This is a genomic window from Mesorhizobium robiniae (genome assembly GCF_040545535.1).
GTDB lineage: Bacteria > Pseudomonadota > Alphaproteobacteria > Rhizobiales > Rhizobiaceae > Mesorhizobium > Mesorhizobium robiniae.
Genome location: NZ_JBEPMC010000004.1, coordinates 352,961 through 376,402 on the forward strand (window position 1 = coordinate 352,961; position 23,442 = coordinate 376,402).

The 23,442-nt window shown below is 62.5% G+C and carries 23 protein-coding genes and 1 tRNA gene; 13 read left to right on the forward strand and 11 right to left on the reverse strand.

Features of this window, described 5'->3' with window-relative positions; genetic code table 11:
• Nucleotides 1-19 precede the first annotated feature (19 nt).
• The 3 genes from secDF to ABID19_RS13560 are packed head-to-tail and all read left to right on the forward strand — an operon-like array spanning nt 20 to nt 3,865.
• Nucleotides 20-2,572 carry a protein translocase subunit SecDF gene (gene secDF / locus ABID19_RS13550; RefSeq protein WP_354491148.1) on the forward strand — a complete coding sequence of 851 codons (2,553 nt, stop codon included), beginning with the start codon at nt 20-22 and terminating at the stop codon, nt 2,570-2,572.
• 14 nt (nt 2,573-2,586) lie between these two features.
• A complete protein-coding gene (locus tag ABID19_RS13555) occupies nt 2,587-2,976 on the forward strand; it encodes an Mth938-like domain-containing protein (protein ID WP_354491149.1) in 390 nt (129 codons plus the stop codon).
• A gap of 1 nt (nt 2,977) precedes the next feature.
• On the forward strand, nt 2,978-3,865 hold the full coding sequence (locus ABID19_RS13560) for a phytoene/squalene synthase family protein (RefSeq protein ID WP_354491151.1): 888 nt from the start codon (nt 2,978-2,980) through the stop codon (nt 3,863-3,865).
• A 58-nt stretch (nt 3,866-3,923) separates the two neighbouring features.
• Here the strand turns inward: ABID19_RS13560 and ABID19_RS13565 are convergent, their stop codons facing one another.
• The 3 genes from ABID19_RS13565 to trmFO form a co-directional block, all read right to left on the reverse strand.
• The gene (locus ABID19_RS13565; protein ID WP_354491153.1) at nt 3,924-4,256 is read right to left on the reverse strand and encodes a type II toxin-antitoxin system RelE/ParE family toxin; all 333 of its coding nucleotides are present in this window, start codon (nt 4,254-4,256) and stop codon (nt 3,924-3,926) included.
• The gene (locus ABID19_RS13570) at nt 4,240-4,530 is read right to left on the reverse strand and encodes a type II toxin-antitoxin system ParD family antitoxin (protein ID WP_354491155.1); all 291 of its coding nucleotides are present in this window, start codon (nt 4,528-4,530) and stop codon (nt 4,240-4,242) included. The genes ABID19_RS13565 and ABID19_RS13570 overlap by 17 nt, the downstream gene beginning before the upstream one ends.
• A gap of 74 nt (nt 4,531-4,604) precedes the next feature.
• Complete coding sequence (gene trmFO / locus ABID19_RS13575; protein WP_354491157.1) at nt 4,605-6,014, reverse strand: methylenetetrahydrofolate--tRNA-(uracil(54)-C(5))-methyltransferase (FADH(2)-oxidizing) TrmFO; 1,410 nt, start codon at nt 6,012-6,014, stop codon at nt 4,605-4,607.
• A gap of 90 nt (nt 6,015-6,104) precedes the next feature.
• Here trmFO and ABID19_RS13580 point away from each other — a divergent pair, with 90 nt between their 5' ends.
• On the forward strand, nt 6,105-6,713 hold the full coding sequence (locus tag ABID19_RS13580) for a hypothetical protein (RefSeq protein WP_354491159.1): 609 nt from the start codon (nt 6,105-6,107) through the stop codon (nt 6,711-6,713).
• A 375-nt stretch (nt 6,714-7,088) separates the two neighbouring features.
• On the opposite strand, the gene ABID19_RS13585 is transcribed toward ABID19_RS13580, so the two are convergent.
• Complete coding sequence (locus ABID19_RS13585; protein WP_095485458.1) at nt 7,089-7,229, reverse strand: DUF1127 domain-containing protein; 141 nt, start codon at nt 7,227-7,229, stop codon at nt 7,089-7,091.
• 54 nt (nt 7,230-7,283) lie between these two features.
• Complete coding sequence (locus ABID19_RS13590) at nt 7,284-7,424, reverse strand: DUF1127 domain-containing protein (protein ID WP_006335194.1); 141 nt, start codon at nt 7,422-7,424, stop codon at nt 7,284-7,286.
• A gap of 237 nt (nt 7,425-7,661) precedes the next feature.
• Between ABID19_RS13590 and ABID19_RS13595 the strand changes: the two genes are divergently transcribed.
• Genes ABID19_RS13595 through ABID19_RS13605 form a run of 3 tightly spaced genes read left to right on the forward strand, consistent with a single transcriptional unit; the run spans nt 7,662 to nt 10,840 of the window.
• A complete protein-coding gene (locus ABID19_RS13595) occupies nt 7,662-8,777 on the forward strand; it encodes a DUF2157 domain-containing protein (protein WP_354491162.1) in 1,116 nt (371 codons plus the stop codon).
• Entirely contained in the window at nt 8,774-9,355 is a 582-nt protein-coding gene (locus tag ABID19_RS13600; protein ID WP_354491164.1) for a GDYXXLXY domain-containing protein, read from the forward strand. The genes ABID19_RS13595 and ABID19_RS13600 overlap by 4 nt, the downstream gene beginning before the upstream one ends.
• 36 nt (nt 9,356-9,391) lie before the next feature.
• Nucleotides 9,392-10,840 carry an aromatic amino acid lyase gene (locus tag ABID19_RS13605; protein WP_354491166.1) on the forward strand — a complete coding sequence of 483 codons (1,449 nt, stop codon included), beginning with the start codon at nt 9,392-9,394 and terminating at the stop codon, nt 10,838-10,840.
• Between the two features lie 379 nt (nt 10,841-11,219).
• Here the strand turns inward: ABID19_RS13605 and ABID19_RS13610 are convergent.
• A tRNA-Leu gene (locus tag ABID19_RS13610) sits at nt 11,220-11,304 on the reverse strand.
• A gap of 441 nt (nt 11,305-11,745) precedes the next feature.
• Between ABID19_RS13610 and tig the strand changes: the two genes are divergently transcribed.
• A complete protein-coding gene (gene tig / locus ABID19_RS13615; protein WP_354491617.1) occupies nt 11,746-13,218 on the forward strand; it encodes a trigger factor in 1,473 nt (490 codons plus the stop codon).
• Nucleotides 13,219-13,276: 58 nt separating this feature from the next.
• Here tig and ABID19_RS13620 read toward each other — a convergent pair whose 3' ends face one another.
• The 3 genes from ABID19_RS13620 to dgoD all read right to left on the reverse strand — a co-directional run bounded on the left by ABID19_RS13620 (nt 13,277) and on the right by dgoD (nt 16,080).
• Nucleotides 13,277-14,026 (reverse strand): FadR/GntR family transcriptional regulator, encoded by a 750-nt coding sequence (locus ABID19_RS13620; protein WP_354491168.1) that lies wholly within the window; start codon nt 14,024-14,026, stop codon nt 13,277-13,279.
• A gap of 80 nt (nt 14,027-14,106) precedes the next feature.
• Complete coding sequence (locus ABID19_RS13625) at nt 14,107-14,883, reverse strand: SDR family oxidoreductase (protein ID WP_354491170.1); 777 nt, start codon at nt 14,881-14,883, stop codon at nt 14,107-14,109.
• Between the two features lie 24 nt (nt 14,884-14,907).
• Entirely contained in the window at nt 14,908-16,080 is a 1,173-nt protein-coding gene (gene dgoD / locus ABID19_RS13630; RefSeq protein WP_354491172.1) for a galactonate dehydratase, read from the reverse strand.
• A 289-nt stretch (nt 16,081-16,369) separates the two neighbouring features.
• Here dgoD and ABID19_RS13635 point away from each other — a divergent pair, with 289 nt between their 5' ends.
• From ABID19_RS13635 to ABID19_RS13655, 5 genes are all read left to right on the forward strand, one after another.
• The gene (locus ABID19_RS13635; RefSeq protein ID WP_354491174.1) at nt 16,370-17,347 is read left to right on the forward strand and encodes a substrate-binding domain-containing protein; all 978 of its coding nucleotides are present in this window, start codon (nt 16,370-16,372) and stop codon (nt 17,345-17,347) included.
• A gap of 137 nt (nt 17,348-17,484) precedes the next feature.
• Nucleotides 17,485-18,534: a zinc-dependent alcohol dehydrogenase family protein gene (locus ABID19_RS13640; RefSeq protein ID WP_354491176.1), complete on the forward strand. Its 1,050-nt coding sequence runs from the start codon at nt 17,485-17,487 to the stop codon at nt 18,532-18,534.
• Between the two features lie 3 nt (nt 18,535-18,537).
• The gene (locus ABID19_RS13645) at nt 18,538-19,428 is read left to right on the forward strand and encodes an aldose 1-epimerase (RefSeq protein ID WP_354491178.1); all 891 of its coding nucleotides are present in this window, start codon (nt 18,538-18,540) and stop codon (nt 19,426-19,428) included.
• Nucleotides 19,429-19,442: 14 nt separating this feature from the next.
• Nucleotides 19,443-20,438, forward strand: a complete 996-nt coding sequence (locus ABID19_RS13650) for an ABC transporter permease (protein ID WP_354491180.1) — start codon at nt 19,443-19,445, stop codon at nt 20,436-20,438.
• 22 nt (nt 20,439-20,460) lie between these two features.
• On the forward strand, nt 20,461-21,972 hold the full coding sequence (locus tag ABID19_RS13655) for a sugar ABC transporter ATP-binding protein (RefSeq protein ID WP_354491182.1): 1,512 nt from the start codon (nt 20,461-20,463) through the stop codon (nt 21,970-21,972).
• Between the two features lie 35 nt (nt 21,973-22,007).
• On the opposite strand, the gene ABID19_RS13660 is transcribed toward ABID19_RS13655, so the two are convergent.
• Complete coding sequence (locus ABID19_RS13660) at nt 22,008-22,334, reverse strand: hypothetical protein (RefSeq protein ID WP_354491184.1); 327 nt, start codon at nt 22,332-22,334, stop codon at nt 22,008-22,010.
• The gene (locus ABID19_RS13665; RefSeq protein WP_354491186.1) at nt 22,331-23,296 is read right to left on the reverse strand and encodes an alpha/beta fold hydrolase; all 966 of its coding nucleotides are present in this window, start codon (nt 23,294-23,296) and stop codon (nt 22,331-22,333) included. Before ABID19_RS13665 ends, ABID19_RS13660 begins: the two co-directional genes overlap by 4 nt.
• Nucleotides 23,297-23,442 lie beyond the last annotated feature (146 nt).

Below are 23,442 nucleotides of genomic sequence, written 5' to 3' on the forward strand. Positions count from 1 at the left end.
GCCTTACGGACGACGCCATATGCTTTATTTCTCGCGCTTCAAGATGATCCTGATCTGGCTGGCCGTGGCCGCCACAGTGATCCTCGCTGCGCCCAACCTTTTCTCTGCCAGCACGCTGGCCCAGCTTCCCAGTTGGGTGCCGAAGCGTCAGATGACGCTCGGCCTCGATCTGCAGGGCGGCTCGCATATCCTGCTTAGGATGGATCCTAACGATCTGATCAAGGATCGGCTGGAGACGACGCGCGACGAAATCAGGACGCGGCTGCGCGACGCCAAGATCGGCTACACCGGCCTTTCCGGATCAGGCCGGGCCGTGCAGGTCCGCATCACCGATCCCGGTCAGGTCGATGCCGCCAAGGCGGCGCTGAAGACGTTGACCGACCCCGTGGCCGCCGGCCTGTTCAGCGGCGGCTCCGTCCAGGAGATGTCACTGGATGATTCCGAGCCCGGCCTGCTCAAATTCACCGTTACCGATGCCGGCGTCAAATACCGCACGTCGACGGCTCTGGCGCAGTCGCTCGAGGTCGTCGAGCGCCGCGTCAATGAACTCGGCACCACCGAGCCGATCGTGCAACGTCAAGGCGACGACCGCATTCTGGTCCAGGTGCCGGGCCTGCAGGATCCGCAACGGCTGAAGGACATTCTTGGCCAGACCGCCAAGCTGACCTTCCAGATGGTCGACCAGTCGATGCCGGTGCAGGATGCGCTCAACGGCCGTCCGCCGGCGGGATCCTCGGTTCTGTATTCCCAGGATGATCCGCCGGTTCCCTATCTGATCGAGAACCGCGTCATCGTTTCGGGCGAAAATCTCGTCGATGCGCAGGCAACATACAATTCCCAGACCAACGAGCCGGTGGTTTCGTTCACCTTCGATTCCAAGGGAGCGGCGCGTTTCGGCCAGGCCACCTCGCAGAATGTCGGCAAGCTGTTTGCCATTATCCTCGACAATCAGGTGATTTCGGCGCCGCAGATCCGCGAACCGATCCTTGGCGGCAACGGCCAGATCTCGGGCAATTTCACCGCCGAGAGCGCCAACGACCTCGCAGTTCTGTTGCGTGCCGGTGCGCTGCCGGCGACGCTGACGGTGATCGAGGAGCGCACGGTAGGCCCGGGCCTCGGCGAGGATTCCATCCGCGCCGGCAAGATTGCCGGCGTGATCGGCTCAATCCTCGTCGTCGTGTTCATGTTCGTGGCCTATGGCTTTCTCGGCTTCATCGCCAATATCGCGCTGGCGGTGCATGTGGGCATGATCATCGCGTTGTTGTCGTTGCTTGGCGCGACACTGACATTGCCCGGCATCGCCGGCATCGTGCTGACCATCGGCATGGCGGTCGATTCAAACGTTCTCATCTACGAGCGCATCCGCGAGGAGCGACGAAACGGTCGCTCGGTAATCCAGGCGATCGACACCGGCTTTTCGAAAGCGCTGGCGACCATCGTCGATTCGAACGTCACCTCGCTGATCGCCACCGTCGTGCTGTTCTGGCTCGGGACGGGACCGGTGAAAGGCTTTGCCGTAACCTTCGCCATCGGCATTCTGACCACAGTCTTCACCGCCTTCACCTTCACCCGGCTGCTGGTATCGATCTGGCTTCGCCGCGCCCGCCCCAAGGAGTTGCCGCGCGCGCCGGTGACCTTCGTCCCGCCTGGCACGAGAATTCCGTTCATGGGCATCCGCCGCTGGACATTCGCACTGTCCAGCATGCTGTCGATCCTGTCGGTCGTGCTGTTCATGACCGTCGACATCAATTACGGCATCGACTTCAAGGGCGGTTCGCTGATCGAGGTCCAGGCCAAGGATGGCACCGCCGATATTGCCGACATCCGCGGCAGGCTTTCGGAACTCAATATCGGCGAGGTGCAGGTGCAGCAGTTCGGCGACCCGAACGACGTTCTGATTCGCGTCGGAACGCAGGATGGCGGTGAGAACGCCGAACAGACCGTTATCGACAAGGTGCGTGGCGAACTGCAGGACAATTACGATTTCCGCCGCGTGGAAGTGGTGGGACCGACGGTTTCCGGCGAGCTTGCCAAGCAAGGCACCATCGCCATGATCATCGCACTGCTCGGAATCCTGGTCTATGTGTGGTTCCGCTTCGAATGGCAGTTCGCGGTCGGCGCTATCATCGCGACGGTCCACGATGTCGTCATGACGATCGGCTTCTTCGTCATTACCGGCCTCGAATTCAACCAATCGTCGCTAGCGGCGATGTTGACCATCGTCGGCTATTCGCTGAACGACACGATCGTCGTCTATGACCGTGTTCGCGAGGATCTTCGAAAATACAAAAAGATGCCGCTGCCGCAATTGTTGAACAACGCCATCAATGAAACGCTGTCGCGAACGACGCTGACCTCGGTGACGACAATCCTGGCGCTGCTGGCGCTGGTGCTGTTCGGCGGCGAGGTGATCCGCTCGTTCACGCTGGCGATGCTGTTCGGCGTCGTGTTCGGAACCTATTCGTCGATCTTCATTGCCGCGCCACTGCTCATCCTGTTCAAGCTGCGGCCGCAGGCCGCGACATCCGATGAGGAGAAGCCGGTGAGCGGCGGCAAAGCCCTGGCAACCTGACGATTGCTCCGCCCGTGGCAAAAGGCATAGTCATCCGCGAAGCGCATTTCCCCGGCCGTGCGCCGATCGAGGCCTATGGCAATGGCGGGTTTCGTTTCGCCGAAATGTCTCATCGCGGCTCGCTTCTGTGCTTGCCTTCGGGCATCTATGGCTGGGAGCCGGCCGATCCCCAGGCACTGACGGCGGCGGATTTCGTCAAACTGCTCAATGAGGCTGACAAGATCGAGATCCTGCTGGTCGGCGCCGGCAAGGACCTCAAGCCGTTGCCGGCGGCGTTGCGTGCCGCGCTGAAGGCGGCGGGCATTGCTGCCGATCCGATGTCGACTGGTGCTGCCGTGCGGACCTACAATGTTCTTCTGGCGGAAAATCGTGCGGTGGCTGCCGCGCTGATAGCCGTCGACTGACGTGAGCGAAAACGCCAAAATCGTCATGGAGACGGTGCGAACCGCCGACCATGACCGCTATGTTTCCGCGCTCTACGCGCCTGAAGACAAGCGTGACGCGCTGTTTTCGCTCTATGCCTTCAATGCCGAGATATCAGGCATCCGCGACCGCATCCGCGAGGCACTGCCCGGCGAAGTGCGGCTGCAATGGTGGCGCGATGTCATCGCAGCCGAGAACGATGGGGCAGGCGAGGACGATGGGGCCGCCGAGGACGGTGGGGCAGGCACCGGCCATCCTGTCGCGGATGCGTTGAAGGCGACGATTGCCGCCCACCGGCTGCCGAAACTGGCGTTCGAGAACATGCTCGAAGCGCGCGTCTTCGATCTCTATGACGACCCGATGCCGTCGCGCACCGATTTGGAAGGGTATTGCGGCGAGACGGCAGCAGCGCTCATCCAACTGGTGGCGATGGTGCTTGATCCGGCTGAAGCGCCGCGTTTTGCCGAGCTTACGGGCAGGGCAGGCTGCGCCCAGGCGATGACCGGCCTTTTGCTGCTGCTGCCGCAGCACCGCAAGCGTGGGCAGTGCTTTGTCCCGGCCGACATTCTGGCGGCAGCAGGGTCGTCGCCGGAAGAGTTCGTTGCGGGCGATGGTGGGCCTGGAGCGCAACGCGCTGTCGCGGCGATGATTGCACTGGCGCGGGAACATCTTGCCGCTTTCGAAAGCGGCGCATCGGCTTTGCCGGTTTCGCTGCGCCCGGCATTTCTGCCGCTGGCCCTCTCGCGTGCCTATCTCGGCAAGATGGAAAGTTCTCGCCATTCACCGCTCGATGGCGCGGTGCGGCTGTCAGCTATGCGCCGGCATTGGCTGCTGTTCCGGGGCGCGACGCGAGGCTGGCCGGACGCCTGAAGGCGGCCAGTAAAGGAATCCAGAAAGCCGGAACTATCGCCGCAGCCGTTGAGGTCTGTCACGATGGATCGCTCGATCCGGCATCGCGCATCAGCGTCCCGTAGTCGCGACCACCATAGAAGATGTTGACGACGCGGACGAGATCGTCGCTGACAACGTAAGCAATGATCGCGGAGTGCTCGAACGGTACCGTTCGCAATCCCGGAACAATGTCGTCACGCGATCGGCCGCCGCGAGGCGCATTGCCGATGCCCTGACAGCGGTCTTCGATGCGCAAGACGAACTTCAGCGCGACATCCGGACTTCCGCCAGCTTCTACGATGTTTCTGAAAATGTCGGCGAGATCATTCCTGGCAGTTTCTCGATACTCGACTTCAAGCCGCTGAATCATCAGCACGGCTCGAATGTCGGGCGACGAATCCCCGAAGGTGAGCGCGAACCTCTTCTCCCGAATAGCCCGGCCGCTTATCCTCGATCGATGCCTTTACGCGCGCTCTGATCGACGCCATGCGCTCGGCATGCTCTTCCTCCTCACGCTGGAACGCGCGAAGCGCTGCGCGGATGACCTCGCTTGCCGATCCGAAAGAGCCATCCTCGACTTTTTCGCGGATCATGCGCGCCATGGCGGGCGTGACGGTTACGGACAGTTTCTCGGCGGGCTCCATGAAGCGGCTCTCCCTTAAAGTAGGATACTATCCGACTTTATGCCGTGGGTCCAAGCCTAAACCGAGGAGGCTTGCTACTCCGCTGCTTCCGCCCGTGATGGCAGCCCCAGCCAATCGCGGCAGTCGGCCAGCGCGCGCGACGTCACCGCTCGCCGCTTGGCGATGGTCTTGTCCTTGCCGCGCAGGCGCTTTCCCTCTGACTTTGGCGCTTCCACTGGAGGGAACAGACCGAAATTGACATTCATCGGCTGGAAGGAGCGCTTTCCCGGTTCGTCGTCGGAAACAATGTGGCCGCCGGTGATGTGGTTGAGCAGCGCGCCAAAAGCTGTAGTCAACGGCGGCAGCGCCGGCGTGTGGCCCAACCGCTCGGCGGCGGCAAAACGCCCGGCAAGCAGGCCGATAGCCGCACTTTCGACATAGCCTTCGCAGCCGGTGATCTGGCCGGCGAAACGCAGGCCGGGCCGCGATTTCAGCTGCAGCGAATGGTCAAGCAATGTCGGCGAATTGATGTAGGTGTTGCGGTGCAGACCGCCGAGGCGGGCGAAGTCGGCGTTTTCGAGACCCGGGATGGTGCGGAACACGCGCACCTGCTCGGCGTGCTTCAGCTTGGTTTGAAAGCCGACCATGTTGTAGAGCGTGCCCAGCGCATTGTCCTGTCGAAGCTGTACGACGGCATAGGCCTTTACCGAGGGATTGTGCGCATTGGTCAGCCCCATCGGCTTCATCGGCCCATGGCGCAGCGTCTCGACGCCGCGCTCGGCCATGATCTCGATCGGCAGGCAGCCGTCGAAATAGGGCGTGCCTTCCCACTGCTTGAACTCGGTCTTTTGGCCCTCCACAAGCGCCTGCACGAAAGCAAGGTACTGTTCCCTGTCCATCGGGCAGTTGATGTAATCCTTGCCGGTGCCGCCCGGCCCGACCTTGTCGTAGCGCGACTGGAACCAGCAAATGTCCATGTCGATCGTGTCGAAGTGGACGATCGGCGCGATGGCATCGAAGAAGGCGAGCGCATCGGCGCCGGTCGCTTCCGCGATCGATTGGGCGAGCCCAGGTGCGGTCAGTGGGCCGGTGGCGACGATCGCCTGGTCCCAGTCAGCCGGAGGCAAACCGGGCACTTCTTCGCGCTGGATGGTGATGAGCGGGTGCGCTTCGAGTTTTCTGGTCACCGCTTGCGAAAACCCGTCGCGGTCGACGGCCAGCGCGCCACCGGCCGGCACCTGGTGAGCGTCGCCAGCGCTCATGATCAGCGAACCGGCCAACCGCATTTCGGCGTGCAGCAGGCCGACGGCGTTGGTTTGCGCATCGTCGGAGCGGAAGGAATTGGAACAGACGAGCTCGGCCAGCCCATCAGTCTTGTGCGCATCGGTGCCGCGCACGGGCCGCATTTCATGCAGGACGACCGGAACGCCGGCTTCTGCCACCTGCCATGCTGCTTCGGAACCGGCGAGGCCGCCGCCGATGATATGAATGGGATTTTTGCTCATGAGCGCCGAAATAGGCGCTTGTAGCTGCGATTGCAATTGCCCGACTTAGCCGCGCTGTTGCCAAGTGCTGCAATCGTCTACTGTCGGAGAATGCACGGGAGCCTCGGGATCTCTGCCAAAGCGACATTCCTGACAGTCGTGATCGCCGTGGGGGGATCAGCGGCCGCCGGCGAACTGGCCGCGACGGCCACCAAGCGGATCCCCATATGCCACGGCTACGGTTGCAACTACCGCACGACACTCACGCTTGGCCCCGGTGACGGCACGCGTTTGCGCTCTATCTTGCGCGCGGGCGCGGGTTCGCCCCAAGCCGAGCGTTCCGCTATTTCGAAGGCCGTCCGCTATTTCGAGCAGCGCATTTTGCGGGCCACCGGTATTCGCGATCTGCCGCAGTCGGAATTCGGTGCATCGCGCATCAGGGGCCAGATGGACTGTGTCGACGAAGCGACCAATACGCATGCGCTGCTGGTCTATCTTGCCGAGCGAAAATTGCTCAGGTTTCACAAGGTCGAGGACAATGCCTCGCGAGGCCTGTTTGTCGACGGGCGCTATCCCCATTGGACGGCGGTGATCGGCGACCGCCGGGGTACCGAATGGGTGGTGGATTCCTGGTATGCTGCGATGGGCGGCGCACCAGACATCTTTCCGCTGAGCCAATGGAAGAAACGGGGCGTGCTGGAAAGTGGTGCGCTGGACTGACCTCGGGGGCCAAAACGGCTCTCCTAAAATCGCTTCAAAGTGCCCTGGAAACAACAACACCCGCCGGGGGAGGAGGTCCGGCGGGTGTCGTTTTGCTGGCCGATCCTCGGGAGGAGGTGAAGATCGACCGTATTCGTCATCGCCGGGGAGGAGGTCGGCTTTGACGAAATTCCTTTCGCCTGATGAAGGGGGCGAAACCCCGGGACGAAACTCGTTTCGTCCTTGGGGACGAAAAGTTCTTTCGCCCCTGGAAACAGCGCCCGCCGCGGGAGGAGGTGCGGCGGGCGCCGTTTTTGTGGTCAACCCTCGGGAGGAGGTGAAGGCTGACCGTATTCGTCAGGGTCGGGGAGGAGGTCGACCCTGGCGAAATTCCTTTTAGATCGCCTTGCGGGCGATGATCTTGATCTCGTCGCGGACGATACCGAGATCATGCAGCTGGCGGTTCGAAAGGCGACCCAGCTCGGTAACCGTCGAGCGATAAACGCGCCAGTTACGATAGTTGCGGATCAGGTTCATTGTCGTTCTCTTTTCAAGTCAAACTGGTTCGGACCATTTGCGGTCCGAAGAGGATTAGACCGCCTTGCGAGCGACGTAGTGGATGTCGCTGCGGCTAATGCCGAGGTCGGTCAGTTCGCGGTTGCTCAGGCGGCTCAGCTCGGAAACGGTGTCCCGGTAGCGGCGCCAGTTGCGGTAGTTGCGGATCAGGTTCATGGTATTTCTCGTTTCGTCTTTCTTTCGGATCATTCCGTCTTTGTGTACGCCCTCAAGATAGGTGGGGTCATATCGATTTAAAAGCGCTATTGGTGCATGGCAGCAATGCAAATTGTGCAATGCACCATCACGGGGCGTTCACGTGTTCGACATAGATAAACCGGAATCGGAAAATGTCGTGGCGTCAACGATTTGGCCGGGTCGGCTGAAAAAAAGACCGAGCTGGGGGAGAAAGGTATGGCGAGCTATTCGTCACGCGTCAGGGCCGATATCGCACGATGGCTGCAGGCCGGCCTGATCGATGCCCCGACAGCCGACGCGCTGACGCGCGACGTCGAAGCCAATCAACGGAGATCGCTGAGCTTCGGTTCGATCCTGGCGATGATGGCGGCGCTGCTGTTTGGCGCGGCCGTCCTGATCTTCGTTGCCGCCAATTGGGAAGCGATTCCGCGGCTGGCGCGGGTGGCGGCGCTCTTCGCGATCATCATCGCCGGCTATGTCGGCGGCGCGGTGCTGAAGGCACGCGACCATGCTGCGCTCGGCGAGGCACTTTGGATCGTCGCTGCGGCGGCATTCGGCGGATCGATCGCGCTGATCGGCCAGATGTACCACCTGTCCGGCGACGAGGCATCCGCCCTGATCACCTGGGGCGCAGGCACGGCCTTGGCGGCGGTTGCGCTACGCTCGAACCCGCTGACCGTTGCGGCGGTCGGAATCGCCGATGCATGGCTGGTCCTCACCGGGTTCGACTATTTCAGGCACACGGAATTTCCGCACCTCTTCGTCGTCATGGCGATCGTACTGTTCGCCATTTCGTTCTGGACGCGCAGCCAGGTGGCTCGGCATTTAATCGTCTTGTCGATCATCTTCTATCTCGTGCTATTGGTGATTCATTACGACACGCTGCAGGTCGCCATCCCTCTCGTTGTCGCGTCGGCGCTGCTTTTCGCGGCAGCGATCTTCGCTGCCGGGCCCGTCGACAGGTTGGTGCAGCTTGGCGGCCGGCTGCCCTTGCATGCGCTGATCGGATTTCTCACCGGCCTGGCGATGACCCAGCTCGAGCTGGCCGATGAAAGCAACAATGGCGGCTTTGCCATCGCTTCGGCCATTGCGCTTGCCGGCATTGTCGCTGCGATCGTTCTCGGCGGCCGCGAAAGCAGGGGATTGCGTTGGGCTGCCTATGCCGGCTTCGCGTTCGAACTCGCCATCATTTATGTGGTGATGCTGCAGTCGATGCTTGATACGGCAGGCTTCTTCCTGGCGGCAGCCGTGCTTCTCGGCATCCTTGCCTTTGTCATCCTCCGCATTGAAAGGCGAATGAGGGCGCCCAGCGCAGAAGGAGCAGCGGCATGATGACCGGCAAAAGACTTGTTATTTCGGCGCTGGTGCTGGCGCTCGTCCAGATCGGCTTCCTGAGCTGGATCATCGCCGGCCGGGCGGCGATCTTGCGCGACGGCAAGCAAGTGCTGCTCAGGGTCGAACCGGTCGATCCGCGCGATCTCCTGCGTGGCGACTTTGTTCGCCTTGGCTATGAAATTTCGCAGATACCGGTGAAGCTGATCGCCAACGTTCCGGCTGGCAAGCTGTCTAGTGACGACACCTCTATTGTGGTCAGGCTGAAGCAGGGCGCTGACGGCTATTGGGAGGCGACCACGGCCTGGTTCGGAAAAGCGCCTGCGCCGGCAGCATCCGACGAAGTCGATATCGTCGGACAGGTGGCCGAGGGGTGGGATCTCAGTGCAGCCACGACGATCACGCCGGACTATGGCATTGAACGGTTCTATCTGCCGGAAGGCGAGGGCATAGCGATCCAGAACGACATGCGGGTGCGGCCATTCGGCATCCGTGTCGCCATCGCCAGGGATGGCACCGCGCAGATCAAGGCGCTGATGGACGGCGACAAGACGCTGTTCGAGGAACCGCTTTATTAGAATGGAAAAGCGTGGCCGGCTCGGACAGCATCAAACATGACAATTATCCTGACGACACGAGAAGACATAAATCTCAGTTCCGTTTTTCGCGTCGCCTGGAAGAATGACACGGTGCAGATCAGCGACAAGGCCTTGCAGCGCATCGCAGAGTGCCGCGCGTCCTTCCTGCGTCTCATTGAAACCGACCCCGTTCCGGTCATCTATGGCGTGACCACCGCCATGGGAGAACTGGCGAGCCGGCGGCTCGAACTAGGCGAGCGGGATCGCCATGCGCGCATCAAGGCGTTTGCAGCCGCCACATCGTTCGGCGAGCCTTTGCCGGATCGCGTGGTAAGGGCGATCGTGCTCGCCCGTCTGGCTAACTTCCTCGAAGGAAATGCGGCGACGACACCGCGCATGGCGGTCGCCGTCGCGGCGATGCTGGACGGCGGACCGATGCCCATGGTGCCATCCTCCGGCCAGGGCGGCGCCGGTGAAATCCTCGCCCTCTATCCGCTCTTTGCAGAGCTTTCGACGCGCTTCGACCTGGAAGTCAAGGAACGGGGGTCTTTGATCAATGGCTCGCCCTGCGCTGCCGCACTCGTGGCTGATGCGGCCTTGGCGGCTCGCCGCCGCGTTCGCCTTGCCGAAAAGGTCTTTGCGCTTTCGATCGAAGCGTTTCGCGCGCCGCTCGAACATTACGATCCGGCGCTTGACGCGCTTTGGGGCGATGAATACGAAGCCGCGGCCCTGCGGGGATTGAGGGCGTTTCTTGCCGGCGCCGGCACCGGGCGTCGCAATTATCAGGCGCCGGTCAGCTACCGCATCGTCCCTCGCGTCCTCGGACACGCGCATCGCGCGCTGGCATCGGCGGAGCGGGCGGCCACCGTGTCGCTCGCCTCAATATCGGACAACCCGGTCTACATCCCGCCTGACGACGGGCATCCGTTCGGGCGTTGCATTAGCACCGGCGGCTATCACAACGCCATGGCAACACCCGCCCTGGACGATCTGGCGGCGATATGGGCCGATATCTGCCTGTTGTGCGACCGCCACGCCTCGAAGCTCCTGAACGGCAAGGTATCGCTCCTGCCCGACCTGCTTTTGACGGGAAGGGACTGGAGCGACAGCGACGGTCACGGCAATGTCGGCTATGTGCCGATGGCGATCACAGGTTACCTGGAGCAGGCCAAGCTTTCGGCGCAGCGCACCTTCATCCCGGGAACCGAATCGGCGGGCGCCGGCCAGGACGATGTCGCGACGACGGTCTTCCTCGCATGGACGAAGGAAGCACGCGCCGCCCGCTGCCTCGACGCCGCTATGGCGATGCTGGCCGTGATCGCCTCGCAGGCATTACATGTCACCGAGCGCACGGCTCCTCCGGCGCTTCAGTCGTTCGTCGCGGATATCAGGAGCATCGTGCCGCCGGTCGGCGGCGATCGCGTGCTGGGGCCTGAACTGGCGAATTTGACCGAATGGTTCACGCGCCAGGTCTTTGAAGAGTAGGCCGCGGCATAGGCCCGGATGAAGAGGCTCTCGACTGCCTTACCGGCATCGCCACCAGTTTCACGATGCCCAAGAGTAGCTTAAGACCAGAACGGCCCAAGGACGAACACGGCCATTAGGGAGACGAAAAGCATAGCGATGATCACGACGCCCCACATGAGGACGTTTCCGGTGCCGCGTTTCTCCTCCTCGCGAGATAAGTGTTTCGCCATTGCACGATCCTTTTTGTAAGGTTCATGACTTAGCAACGTGTCTTGCCGAGGCTGGTTCCCGGCAGTCATCTTGAGCAAGATCAGCTTTCAGAAGGACCGATTGATGGCTCCCGAACAAGCCGCCACCGGGAAAACGTCAGCGTTTCCGGGCCTTCTGGCGAAAAACTTGGTGCGGATGAAGGGACTCGAACCCCCACGCCTTTCGGCACTGGAACCTAAATCCAGGGCGTCTACCAATTCCGCCACATCCGCGCAGCCCGGCAATCCCATGTAGCCATCATTCTGTCAATGTCGCGGTCAAAATAGGGCCGTTCGCCGGCGTATGATCGCGAAAATCGAAAAGCCGATTTCGCGATCATGCGTCAAAATCAAGGTGCTACAGCGTCCTTTGCGCGTCCAAGAAGACCCGCGGCGCTGTGGATGCGAAGATGGTTGAAAATTAGCCGCGCGTGTGACAAAAGGCGTGTCGAATGTGACGGGATGCGACGATCCGCTTCTGCAGAATGTGATAAGAAGTAGGAAAAACAAAGACTTATTCACATTTTGGAGCGTATTTTTGAACGATTTGAACCGCGTTGGGCGGACAGATCGCCAAGTCCCGCACCAAAAGCCATTCCCGGCAAGATTATACCGGCAGGCTGTAAACGGCAGGGGCCGTTTGGCGGCCTCATTGGTGGAAACAAAGGTTTTATGATGCAGGTCACCGAAACGCTCAACTCCGGTCTCAAGCGCGAGATCAAGATCACCGTGCCGGCCGGTGACATGGAAGCCAAGCTGATGGCGCGGCTTTCCGATGCTAGGAACAAGGTCCGCATCAACGGCTTCCGCCCCGGCAAGGTGCCGGTGCAGCACCTGCGCAAGGTCTACGGCAAGTCGTTCATGGCCGAAGTGGTCAACGAGATCCTCAACGATTCGACCCGTTCGATCATCACCGGGCGCGGCGAAAAGGCCGCCATGCAGCCCGAAGTGATCATGACCGAGGACGAGAAGGAGGCCGAGAAAATCCTGGCCGGCGGCGCCGACTTTGAGTTCCGGCTGAACTACGAGGTCATTCCGCCGATCGAGATCAAAGATTTCTCCGACATCAAGGTGACACGTCAGGTGTTCGACGTCCCTGACTCCGAAATCGACGAGCAGGTCCAGCGTGTCGCCGAATCGGCGCGCAGCTATGAGCCGAAGACCGGCAAGGCCGCCGAAGGCGACCGCGTCACGATCGACTATGTCGGCAAGATCGACGGCGAAGCCTTCAGCGGCGGCGCCGGTACGGACCAGCCTCTGGTGCTCGGCTCCAAGGAATTCATTCCCGGGTTCGAGGATCAGCTCATCGGCAGCAAGGCCGGCGACGAGACCCAGGTCACGGTCACGTTCCCGGAAAACTACCAGGCGGCGCATCTGGCCGGCAAGGAAGCCACCTTCGACGTCACCGTCAAGGAAGTGTCCAAGCCCGGTGCGTTGGAAATCAACGATGAAACGGCCAAGAATCTCGGCCTGGAGTCGCTGGAGCGCCTGCGGGAAGTGGTGCGCACCCAGATCGAGAACCAGTTTGGCTCGATGACGCGCCAGAAGATCAAGCGCCAGCTGCTCGACCAGCTCGACGCCGCCTACTCGTTCGAGGCGCCGTCGAAGCTCGTCGAGGCCGAATTCAACAACATCTGGAGCCAGGTCAACCGCGATCTGGAAGCCGCCGGCCGCACCTTCGCCGACGAGGAAACGACGGAAGAAGAGGCGCGCGCCGAATATATGCGGCTTGCCGAGCGCCGCGTGCGTCTCGGCCTGGTTCTCGCCGAAATCGGCGAGAAGGCCGGCGTCACCGTGTCGGACGACGAATTGCAGCGCGGCCTGTTCGAGCAGGTGCGCCGCTATCCGGCCAACCAGCAGCAGGAAGCTTTCGAATTCTACCGCAGCAATCCCGAAGCGCTGAACACGCTGCGTGCGCCGCTGTTCGAGGAGAAGGTGGTCGACCATCTGCTCGGCCAGGTCTCGGTCACCGACATCAAGGTCAGCAAGGAAGAGCTGATGGCCGACGACGAGGACTCCGAGACGGCCAAGGTGAAGCCGGCGAAGAAAGCCGCCGCGAAGAAGGCCGATGCCAAAAAGGCCGACGACGCGGAAGAGCCGAAGAAAAAGGCCGCGCCGAAGAAGAAAGCGGCCAAGGACGCCGAATAACACCGCGTTCTCAGGATGGTCAAAGGCCGCCCTCGAGGCGGCCTTTTCTTTTTCTGGACTAGGCGACCTGCAGATCGTCGGCAGCTATATCGAGCAGCCGGTTCATCGCGGCCCTGGCTCCGGCCGTGTCGCGCATGCGGATCGCCTCGAGCACTGTTTGATGCGCCGCCAGCGCCCGCGACTGTGCTTCCATCAGCCTGTTGGTGACGAGGAAGGACGCGCTCAGCGCCGCCTCCAGCATCCCGATCAATCCTTTCAAAACAACGTTGTGGCTTGCCGCGATCACGCTGCGGTGGAAGGCCAGGTCTGCCCGGCAGACCCCATCGAGATCATGTGGGATCGAATCGCGCATGGCGTTGAAGGCGGCCTCGATCGCGGCGAGATCGGAGCCGGTGGCGCGCCTGGCGGCAAGTTCGGCCGCCGCCGGTTCGAAGATGCGGCGCGCCTCGATCAGGCCGGAAATCAGCTCGTGGTCATTCTGGATATCTGGGTGCCAGCTCAGCACCACGGGATCGAGCAGCCGCCAGTCATCGCGCGATAAAACGCGCACGCCGACCCGGCGCCGCGCCTCCACCAGCCCCTTCGCCGACAGCACCTTGATCGCTTCGCGTATCGAGGTGCGGCTGACACTCAGCATCGCGCAGAGCTCTTCCTCGCGCGGCAGCATTTCGCCTTGCCGATAGACGCCGCCAAGGATGCGGCTGCCGAGAACGTTGACCACGGAATCGTGGATGCGGCTGCCGCCGGCGCCTTCGGTTTCGACGCGGCGCCACGAACCGTCTTCAACCACGCCAAGGTCAGATGCCATGTCTTCCCAGCCCTTCTCCAGCCTGCAACTCATAGGCGCGACCGGCACCCTGCGCAACGCCGGCCTCGGTCATGATCCCCTCAGTCATGGTAGAGCACCGAGCGGCCACCATCGACGACGATGCAGGCGGCGTTGAGGAAAGGTGCCTCGTCAGAGGCGAGGAACAGCGCCGTCATCGCCACTTCCTCGGGTTTACCGATGCGTTTTTGCGGGTGCAGATCGTAGGTACGCCGACGCTCGGCCTCGGGGTCTGGAAAAGTGTTCCAGTAGTCGACGGCGATCTGCGTCTCGATATAACCAGGCGCAATGGCGTTCACCCGCACACCCCTGGCTGCGTAGTCGATGCCGAGCGCCCGGGTGAGACCCAAAAGCCCGTGCTTGGCGACGGGGTAGGGGAAGCAACCAGGGATGATCGAAAAACTGTGCGTGGATGCAATGTTGACGATCGAGCCGGCGCCCTGGTCGAGCATAGCCGGCAGCACAGCCTTGCTCATGCGCCAGACCCCGTCGAGATCGATGTCGAAGCAGCGCCGCCATTCGGCCTCGCTGGTCTCCAGCGGATCGTGGAAGACGTTGATGCCGGCATTGTTGACGAGGATGTCGATCCGGCCAAAGGTCTCCTTCGCCAGGGCGGCGACGGCTTCGACGGAAGCGGTATGGCGGACGTCACAGGGCACAAACAGGGCGCTTGCCCTGTTTGGCGAAAGATCTTTTGCGAGCGCTTCGCCGGTCGCCTGATCGATCTCGGCGATGACGACTTTAGCGCCTTCGCGGTGGAAGGCCCGAGCGATCGCCTCGCCGATGCCGCGCCCGGCGCCGGTTACGATCGCGACCTTGTGCTGCAGGCGTCCGGTCATTTCATCCTCACCAGTGGGTCGTCCTCACCAGTCGACGATGGTGCCGTCCGGCATTACGGCGTTCTGCGTGTGCAGCACCTCGGGCGCGAAGGGATAGCGCGCGCAGACCGCCTCGTCGACCTCGATGCCGAGACCCGGCGCTTCGGGAACCTGCCAAAAGCCATCAACCATGCGGATCGGGCCTTTGACCACGTCGAAATACCACGGCACCGCGCCGACCATTTCCTCCTGGATGATATGGTTTGGCGTCGAGACGGCGAAGTGGAGAGCGGCGACGCCGGCGATCGGCCCAAGCGGGTTATGCGGGGCGACGCCGACGCCGACGGCCTCGGCATGGGCCGCAATCTTCTTGGCCTCGGAGAGGCCGCCGCAATGGCAGATGTCGGGCTGAATGATGCTGACCGCGCCTGCCGAAAGCAGTTCGACGAATTCGGCGCGCTCGACCAGTCGCTCTCCGGTCGCCAGCGGCACCGAAGTATGGGCGGCGAGGGCTTTCAGACCGGCCGTGTCGCCGGGCGGCAACGGCTCTTCGATGAACATCGGCCGGCCGGGAGCGAGGGCCTCGACATAGGAAAGCGCGGCGGAAACCGAGGCCGGGCGGCCATGGAAATCCACCATGATCTCGATCCCCGGTCCAACTGCCTTGCGCAGGGCCTCCATCAGCCGCGCTACCTTGTCCACGTCGGGCAGCGGCGCGTGGTAGTGGGTATAGGGAATGAACACCGCCTTGAAGGCGCGATAGCCCTTTTCGACCACGGCATGCGCGCGTTCGACCAACGGATCGGCCTCCATCGTCTCGTAGACGGCGCGCATGTCGCCAAGGCCGAGATGGGTATAGACGCCGACCTTGTCGCGCACCTTGCCGCCAAGCAGGCGCCATACGGGCACGCCGAAATGCTTGCCCATGATGTCCCACAAGGCCATCTCGATGCCGGAGATCGCGCTCATGCCGATGGCGCCGAGCCGCCAGAACGACTGCTTGCGCATGACCCGCACGGCCTGTTCGATGTCGCGAGGATCACGCCCGACGATCAGCGGCGCCAGATCCTCGACCGCGCCGACCACTGCCCGCGTCTTCCATTCCAGTGTCGCTTCGCCCCAGCCATGCAGCCCCGGCTCGTCGGTCAGCACTTTCACGAACACCCAGTTCCGCATTTCCGCATTGACCACGCGGGTCTCGATACTTGTGATCCTCACTTGGGAGCTCCCGCGCAATCGCAATAGATCATATCTATAAGGCACGTTAGTCGACTTTGCCGATGTGTTCAACGCCAAACTGCAGCGCAGCAACGGCGCAGCGCTGGTTAATGTGGTGTGAGAAAGGCGTTGACAGCCGTATCAAACATAGTATCTATAAATTAGTTTGATCCGATCTAGATGTTAAGTCGATCTCGGATTGGGCAAGTCCCGTAGGGAGAGGTTGCCTGCAGTCCGACTTGCTGCGGCGCCGCGACGGGCACAATTCACGATCCGTTGGGAGGACGACATGAAATCCATAAAGCAGTTTGCCATCGCAGCGCTTGCGGCCGCCACGGTTGGTTCGGCGGCAGCGCCGGCGCTGGCCGATTCGACCGGCATCGGCGCCATCTATCTCGACGATGTCGGTTTCTATGCCGCCGTGCGCAAGGGCATCCAGGACAGCGCCAAATCGATGGGCAAGGAGGTCGACCTGCTCGAGACGAATGCCCGCGCCGATCCGGGCGCCGAGGCCTCTTTCATCGACCGCCTGATCTCTGCAAACGTCAAGGCGATCATCCTGTCGGCCGTCTCCGCCGACGGTTCGGTGCGCGCCATCAGGCGAGCGCATGAGGCCGGCATTCCGGTCGTGTGCTATAACACCTGCATCAACGACGCCGACATGAAGAAATATGTCTATGCCTATGCGGTTGCCGATCCGACGGAGTTCGGCCGCCAGCTCGGCGACGTCGCTGCCGATTATTTCATCGCCCAGGGCATCAAGGAGCCGAAGATCGGCGTGCTGAACTGCGAATTCGTCGAGGTCTGCGTCAAGCGCCGCGAGGGCTTCGAGGCGGCCCTCAAGGCCAAGGTTCCCGGCTATGTCATCGCTGCGAACCAGCGCGGCACGGTGCTCGATGACGCCGTTTCGGTGAGCGACCAGATGCTGTCGGCCAATCCTGAGATCAACGCCTTCTTCGGCGAGGGCGGCGATGCCGGCACCGGTGCGGTGCGGACCATCAAGCAGCGCGGCCTGACCGGGAAGGTCGTCGTCTTCGCTGCCGACATGACGTCTTCGGCCGCGACCGAACTCGCCGACTTCTCGGTGATGAAGGCAGTCGCCGACGTGTCCGGCCAAGGCATCGGCAAGCTGGCGTTGGAACAGGCGCTGAATGGCGCCGAGGGCAAGAAGGCCGCCGACATCATCGTGCCCATGGGCATATCGATCTTCAAATCGGCCGACGATGCCAAGAAGTGGCTCGAAACCCACAAGGACGGCCTTTCCTGATCGCATCCTCCCGAACCATGCGATACTGGCCGCCGCATCCCGGCGGCCAGTTCTTTCGGGAACTGATAATCTTTCGGGAAACCGACAATCTCGGATACTGCCCGCGGTCGAAAAGAACCGGGGTCCGGAGCCTGATCATGCCAAAAATGCTTGCCGCCTACCTTCCAGGCAATTCCACCGTCGACTTGCGCGAAATTGACCGCCCGCAGCCAGGCATAGGCCAGGTGCTTCTGAAGATGAAGGCGTCCGGCATCTGCGGCAGCGACATCCACTACATCTATCACAAGCATCTCGGCGACGATCCGCGCACGTCCTATCAGGGCGTGGTGGCGGGCCACGAGCCGGCCGGGCAGGTCGCCGAGCTTGGCGCCGGCTGCCGGCATTTCAAGCCGGGCGACCGTGTCGCCGTCTATCATATTTCCGGCTGCGGCTTCTGCCGCAACTGCCGCAAGGGGTTCCAGATCTCCTGCACCGACCCGCAGCGCGCCGCCTATGGCTGGCAGCGCGATGGCGGCCACGCCGAATATCTCGTCGCCGACGAGCGCGACCTTGTGCATCTGCCTGACACGCTGTCCTATCGCGACGGCTGCTTCATCTCGTGCGGCGTCGGCACCGCTTACGAAGCGGTGCTGCGCGGCAATATTTCGGGCAGTGATGCGGTCCTCGTCGTCGGCCTCGGGCCGGTCGGCATGGCAGCGCTGATGCTGGCCAAGGGCCGTGGTGCGCGCCTGGCGATCGGCGTCGACACCCAGCCCGACCGGGTCGAGACAGCGAGGAAGCTTGGCCTGCTCGATCACGGTCTCGTCGCCGGGCCCGACGCGCTCGGCGCCATCAATGAGTTGACCAAGGGCGGTGCCGCGGTCGCCATCGACTGCTCCGGCAATCCGCGCGGGAGGGTGCTGGCGCTGCAGGCGACGCGCACCTGGGGACGCTGCGTCTATATCGGCGAAACCGGCAAGGTCGAGTTCGACGTCAGCGACGACCTTCTGCACCGCCAACGCACCATCTACGGCTCATGGGTGACCAGCGTCCACAATATGGACCAGTGCTGCGAAGACCTCGACGCCTGGGGCCTGCACCCGCACGACATCATCACCGATGCCTTCCCACTGGAAAAAGCACCAGAGGCCTATGCGCTTATGGCCGGTGGACGCTCCGGAAAAGTCATCGTCGAGTTCCCGGACTGAACGATGGCGGATATCGACATCGCCAACGAAGCGCTGAGCCTCACCGTCACCACGACCGGTGGAGCGGTCTGGCGGTTTGTATCGCGCTCGGGCGATGTGGAGACGCCGCTGTTTCGCGAGCCGCCGCAGGGACCGGAACGAGAAGCGCTGAAATCGGGCTCCTTTCCGCTGGTGCCTTTCGGCAACCGGGTGCGCGACAACCGCTTTTCCTTCGAAGGCCGGGAGTATTCGCTCAAACCCAACATGGATTGGGACAAGCACTATCTGCATGGCGACGGCTGGACCGGCGAATGGCAGATTGTCCGCCACACGAGCACCGAGATCGTACTTGTGTTCAGCCATCGCAGCGGCACTCCGTATGTCTATGAAGCCGAACAGCGCTTTTCGATCGACGGCTCTACACTGACGACAACACTGTCCGTCACCAATCGCGGCGAGTTCGCGCTCCCATTTGGCCTCGGCTGGCATCCCTATTTTCCGCTGACGAAAGGAACCACGCTCAAGGCGGCCGCTCGCTCCTGTTGGGACGAGGATTCATCCTGGCTGCCGACTGTCGAGCATCCGGTCGCCGCTGATACCGACTTTGCCCAGCCGCGCGGCCTGCCGCGCCGCTGGGTCAACACGGTTTTCGAGGGCTGGAACGGCGCGGCTGACATCGCTTGGCCGGAGAGCGGGATTTCACTGAGGATCGATGCTGACCCCATCTTTTCCCGCTATCTGGTCTTCGTCTCCGATCCGGCCTTCGATGCCGGTTACGACTATGATTTCTTCTGTTTCGAACCGATGAGCCACAGCGCTGACGGGCATAACATGCCCTCCGGCGGCGGGCTGGTGAGGCTGGCGCCCGGTGAAAGCCTCACGGGCTCCGTTCGCTATACCTGCCAGCGGCCTTGACGAGGAAGATTGCGATGAGCGTCACCACAACCACAACCGACCGTCGGCGCGGCTTTCGCTTGTTTGCGCTCGACATGAACGAGATTGGCCTAATCGTCATTTTGCTTCTACTCTATTTCGGCTTCGGCGCGACCACCAACGGCTTTCTGTCGGCCAACAACCATCTGTCGCTGCTGCGCGACGCGGCCTCCATCGCGATTGCCGCCTGGGCGGTGACGCTGATCATCATCGCCGGCGAGATTGACGTCAGCGTCGGGCCGATGGTCGCTTTCACCTCGGTCTGCCTGGCCTTCATGCTGAAAGCCGACGTCAACGTCGCGCTCGCCATCCTGGCGGCGCTTGCCATCGGTGGCGCGCTCGGCACTTTCGCCGGCTCGTTGCGCGCCTATTTTGGGGTGCCGTCCTTCGTCGCCACGCTCGGCCTGTGGAGCGCGCTGCGCGGCATGTCGTTCTTCACCACCAACGCGCTGCCGGTCACCTTTCCCGACAACGCCTTCCTCGACATCCTTGCCGACAACATGTTCGGCATCCCCACCTCGGCTATCGTCATGCTGGTGCTGTTCGCCGTCTTCTCCTTCATCAGCCAGAAGACCGCCTATGGTCGGTCGATCTTCGCCGTCGGCGGCAACGCCAATGCGGCCGAACTCTGCGGCATCAATGTTGCGCGCATTCGCGTGCTGATCTTCACCACGTCGGGCGTGATGGCGGCACTTGCCGGCGTGCTGTTGACGGCGCGGCTCGGCTCCGGCAATGCCGGCACCGCCTCCGGCCTCGAATTCGACGTGATCGCCGCCGTCGTCATCGGCGGCACGGCATTGTCGGGCGGGCGCGGCTCGATGCTCGGCACGCTGCTCGGCGTCTTCGTCATCACGCTGATCGGCAACGGGCTGGTGCTGCGCGGCATCAATCCGTTCTTCCAGGAAGTGGTGCGCGGCGTCATCATCGTTGCAGCAGTGCTCGCCAACATCCTGGTCACGCGCTATCGCGAACGCCGCATTTTCGGCGCGTGACGGAAACCCGCAAGGATCAGCCATGCAAACCGCCCGCCAGCAGGATCCGCAGACCTTGGTCGCCGCAGTGCATGGGGCGACCAAGCAGTATCCCGGCGTCCTTGCGCTGGACGCTGTCGATTTCGAGATCAGCCGCGGCGAAGTCCGCGCCCTGCTCGGCAAGAACGGTGCGGGGAAATCGACACTGATCCGGCTGCTGACCGGGGCCACGGTGCCTGACAGCGGAGAAGTCACCATCGATGGTGCGGCGCTGACCGGTTCCGGCACTCAGCGGACGGTCGAAGCGGCCCGGCTCGGCGTGCGCGCCGTCTATCAGGAGCTCAGCCTGATCGTCGGCATGAGCATCGCCGAGAACCTCTTCCTCGGCCGCTGGCCGTCCAGCATGGGCGTGCTTTCCCACGGCGACATGGAACATCAGGCGCGCGAGACGCTGGCTCGGCTCGGGCTGAAGCTCGATCCGCGCCGCCGCGTCGCAACGCTGAGCCCGGCCGAACGGCAGCTCGTCGAGATCGCCCGCGTCATGATCGGCGAACCGAAGCTCGTCATTCTCGACGAGCCGACCAGCTCGCTTGCAGCCGCCGAGGTCGAACTCCTGTTCAAGGCCGTGCGCAGCCTGGCCGCTGCCGGTATTGCGGTGATCTATGTCAGCCACCGCATGAGCGAGATAAGGCAGATCGCAGAGGCGGCCACGGTGATGCGCGACGGCAAGGTTGCGGGGACTGTCGAGCTTGCTGGCGCAGACACCGCCGAGATCATCCGGCTGATGCTCGGCCGCAGCGGCCAGGAAGATCGGCTGGTCGGCGAGGCAAGGGGAGGCGCTACCGTGCTGTCGGTGCGCGATCTTGCCGTGCCGCCAAAGCTTTCGGGTGTTTCGTTCGATCTGAAGCGCGGCGAGGTGCTGGGATTTGCCGGTCTGCTCGGCTCGGGTCGCACCGAGCTGCTGAGGGCGATCGGCGGGCTCGATGCCGTGCGCGCCGGCACGGTCCTGCTCGATGAAAAGGACATCACCCGCGGCTCCTATGGCGAGCGGGTCAAGAGCGGCATCGGCATGACGCCGGAAAGCCGCAAGGAAGACGGCATCGTGCCGCTGCTCGGCGTGGACGAAAACACCGTCGCTACCGATTTCTCGAAGGTGGCGGTCAACGGCGTCATCTCGGCGTTGAGGATGGCGGAAGCGGCTGGCGACATCATCCGTCGTATCGGGATCAAAACGGCGCGTATCGATACGCCGGTCGGCACGCTTTCTGGCGGCAACCAGCAGAAAGTGGTGATCGGCCGCTGGGTCTATGCCGGCAGCCGGATCCTGCTGCTCGACGAGCCGACCCGTGGTGTCGATGTCGAAGCGAAATCGCAGATCTATGCTCTCATCCGCCAGCTTGCCGCCGAGGGCAAAAGTATCATTTTCGTGTCCAGCGAGATCGAGGAACTGCCGAAGGTCTGCGACCGGGTCCTGGTGTTGAAGGACGGGAACTTCGTGCAGGAATTTTCCGCACCGGGGATTGAGACCGATACGCTGATGGCCGCCTGCCTTTAGGGCTCCGCTGACGAAAATCGCGTCACCGCCGCGGCCTAATCGCGAGGCGACTGATTGACGAGGATCCGCATCACGGTCACTCGCTTTGGCAGTTCAACGAGAAACTCTTCGTCGCGCGGCAGGTGATGGACCTTGTGCGGATCGTCGCCGGTGAAGCTCGCCATGGCTTCGACGTCAGGCCAGTATGAGATCGTCACGAACTCCGTTTTTTCTTGGCGATCTTCGCGAAACAACTGCACGCCAAGCGCCTTCTCCTGAAGCGGCGGAATGCCTTCGCGGCGCAGATATGGCTCGTAGGCGTCTGCCAGATCGCGGCGCGTCCTTCCCCGCCAGATCCGGGCAATTGTGGCGTTGTCGTTCATGAAGTGCTCCTCTCGATAGTTTGTGATGTGGATGGGGAGCGATGGCGGGATCCGCTGCGCTGTTGGGCGGGCGAATAATGCAGGACCTCGCCGAGAAACCCTCGCACCAGGGGCAGGGCGGCCTCGAAATGGGTTTCCAGCAGCCAATGCCCGGCTTCGTTCAGCAAATGCAGCTTGGCCTCGGGGAGATCGCGCAGATAGGCGCGCGCTGCCGGCTCGGGCATGTACTCGTCCTTCGGCCCCCAAAGGATCATTGCCGGCGGCCGCTGTTCGCGCAGGTATTCCTGGTAACGAGGGAACCAGTCGAGGTTAGCCTTGAGCTTCTCCATCAGTCCGACCGAAAGTGCGCGGCGCACCGGCGTATCCATCAGCGGCCAATGCAATTTCCACAGATCGGGCGGGACACGTTGGGCGATGTCGTCATCGACTTCGCCGACGAACTCGGCGCGAAAGCCGTCCTCGCTCACCGCTTCTTCCAGCGGCGCGCGGTTCTCTGGTGAAGGATCCCGCCAGAAGCGCTGGATCGTTTCGTATTTGGGGCCAAGCGCATCCGCGTAGATGTCGCCGTTCTGGATGATGAGGGCCCTGATCCGCGATGGATGCGCTATAGCGTGGCGCAGGCCGATCTGAGAGCCGTAGTCGTGCAGCCACAGCGCGTAGCTGCCGAGCCCCAGCGCGTCGGCGAACCGCTCCAGGAAAGTCGCGTAGGCGTCGAAATCATAGCCGAACCGTGCCGGATCTGGGGTCCCACTGTAACCAAAGCCGGGGAAGTCCGGCGCGACAGTCCGCCACCGATCGGCGAGCGCCGGCATCAGCCGGCGATACTGGAAGGATGAGCAGGGATAGCCATGCGGAAGCAGCAGCACCGGCGCGGCTTGAGGGCCTGCCTCTCTGTAGAAGACCGTCTCGCCGTCGATCGTGAGGGTGCCGTGGCGCACCTCCAGGACGCTGCTGTCGTTCATGGACGCTTCTCTGATCTTTGATCTTGCTGACGCTGAACCGTAGCTGGTCTAACGCCTTTGGCCGGCATGCGTTCCGACCGCGTTCGACGCCGATCGAACTGTCCGTTGCTTCGGCGGCAAATCTTGCTGGTCGGCTTCTTCTATCT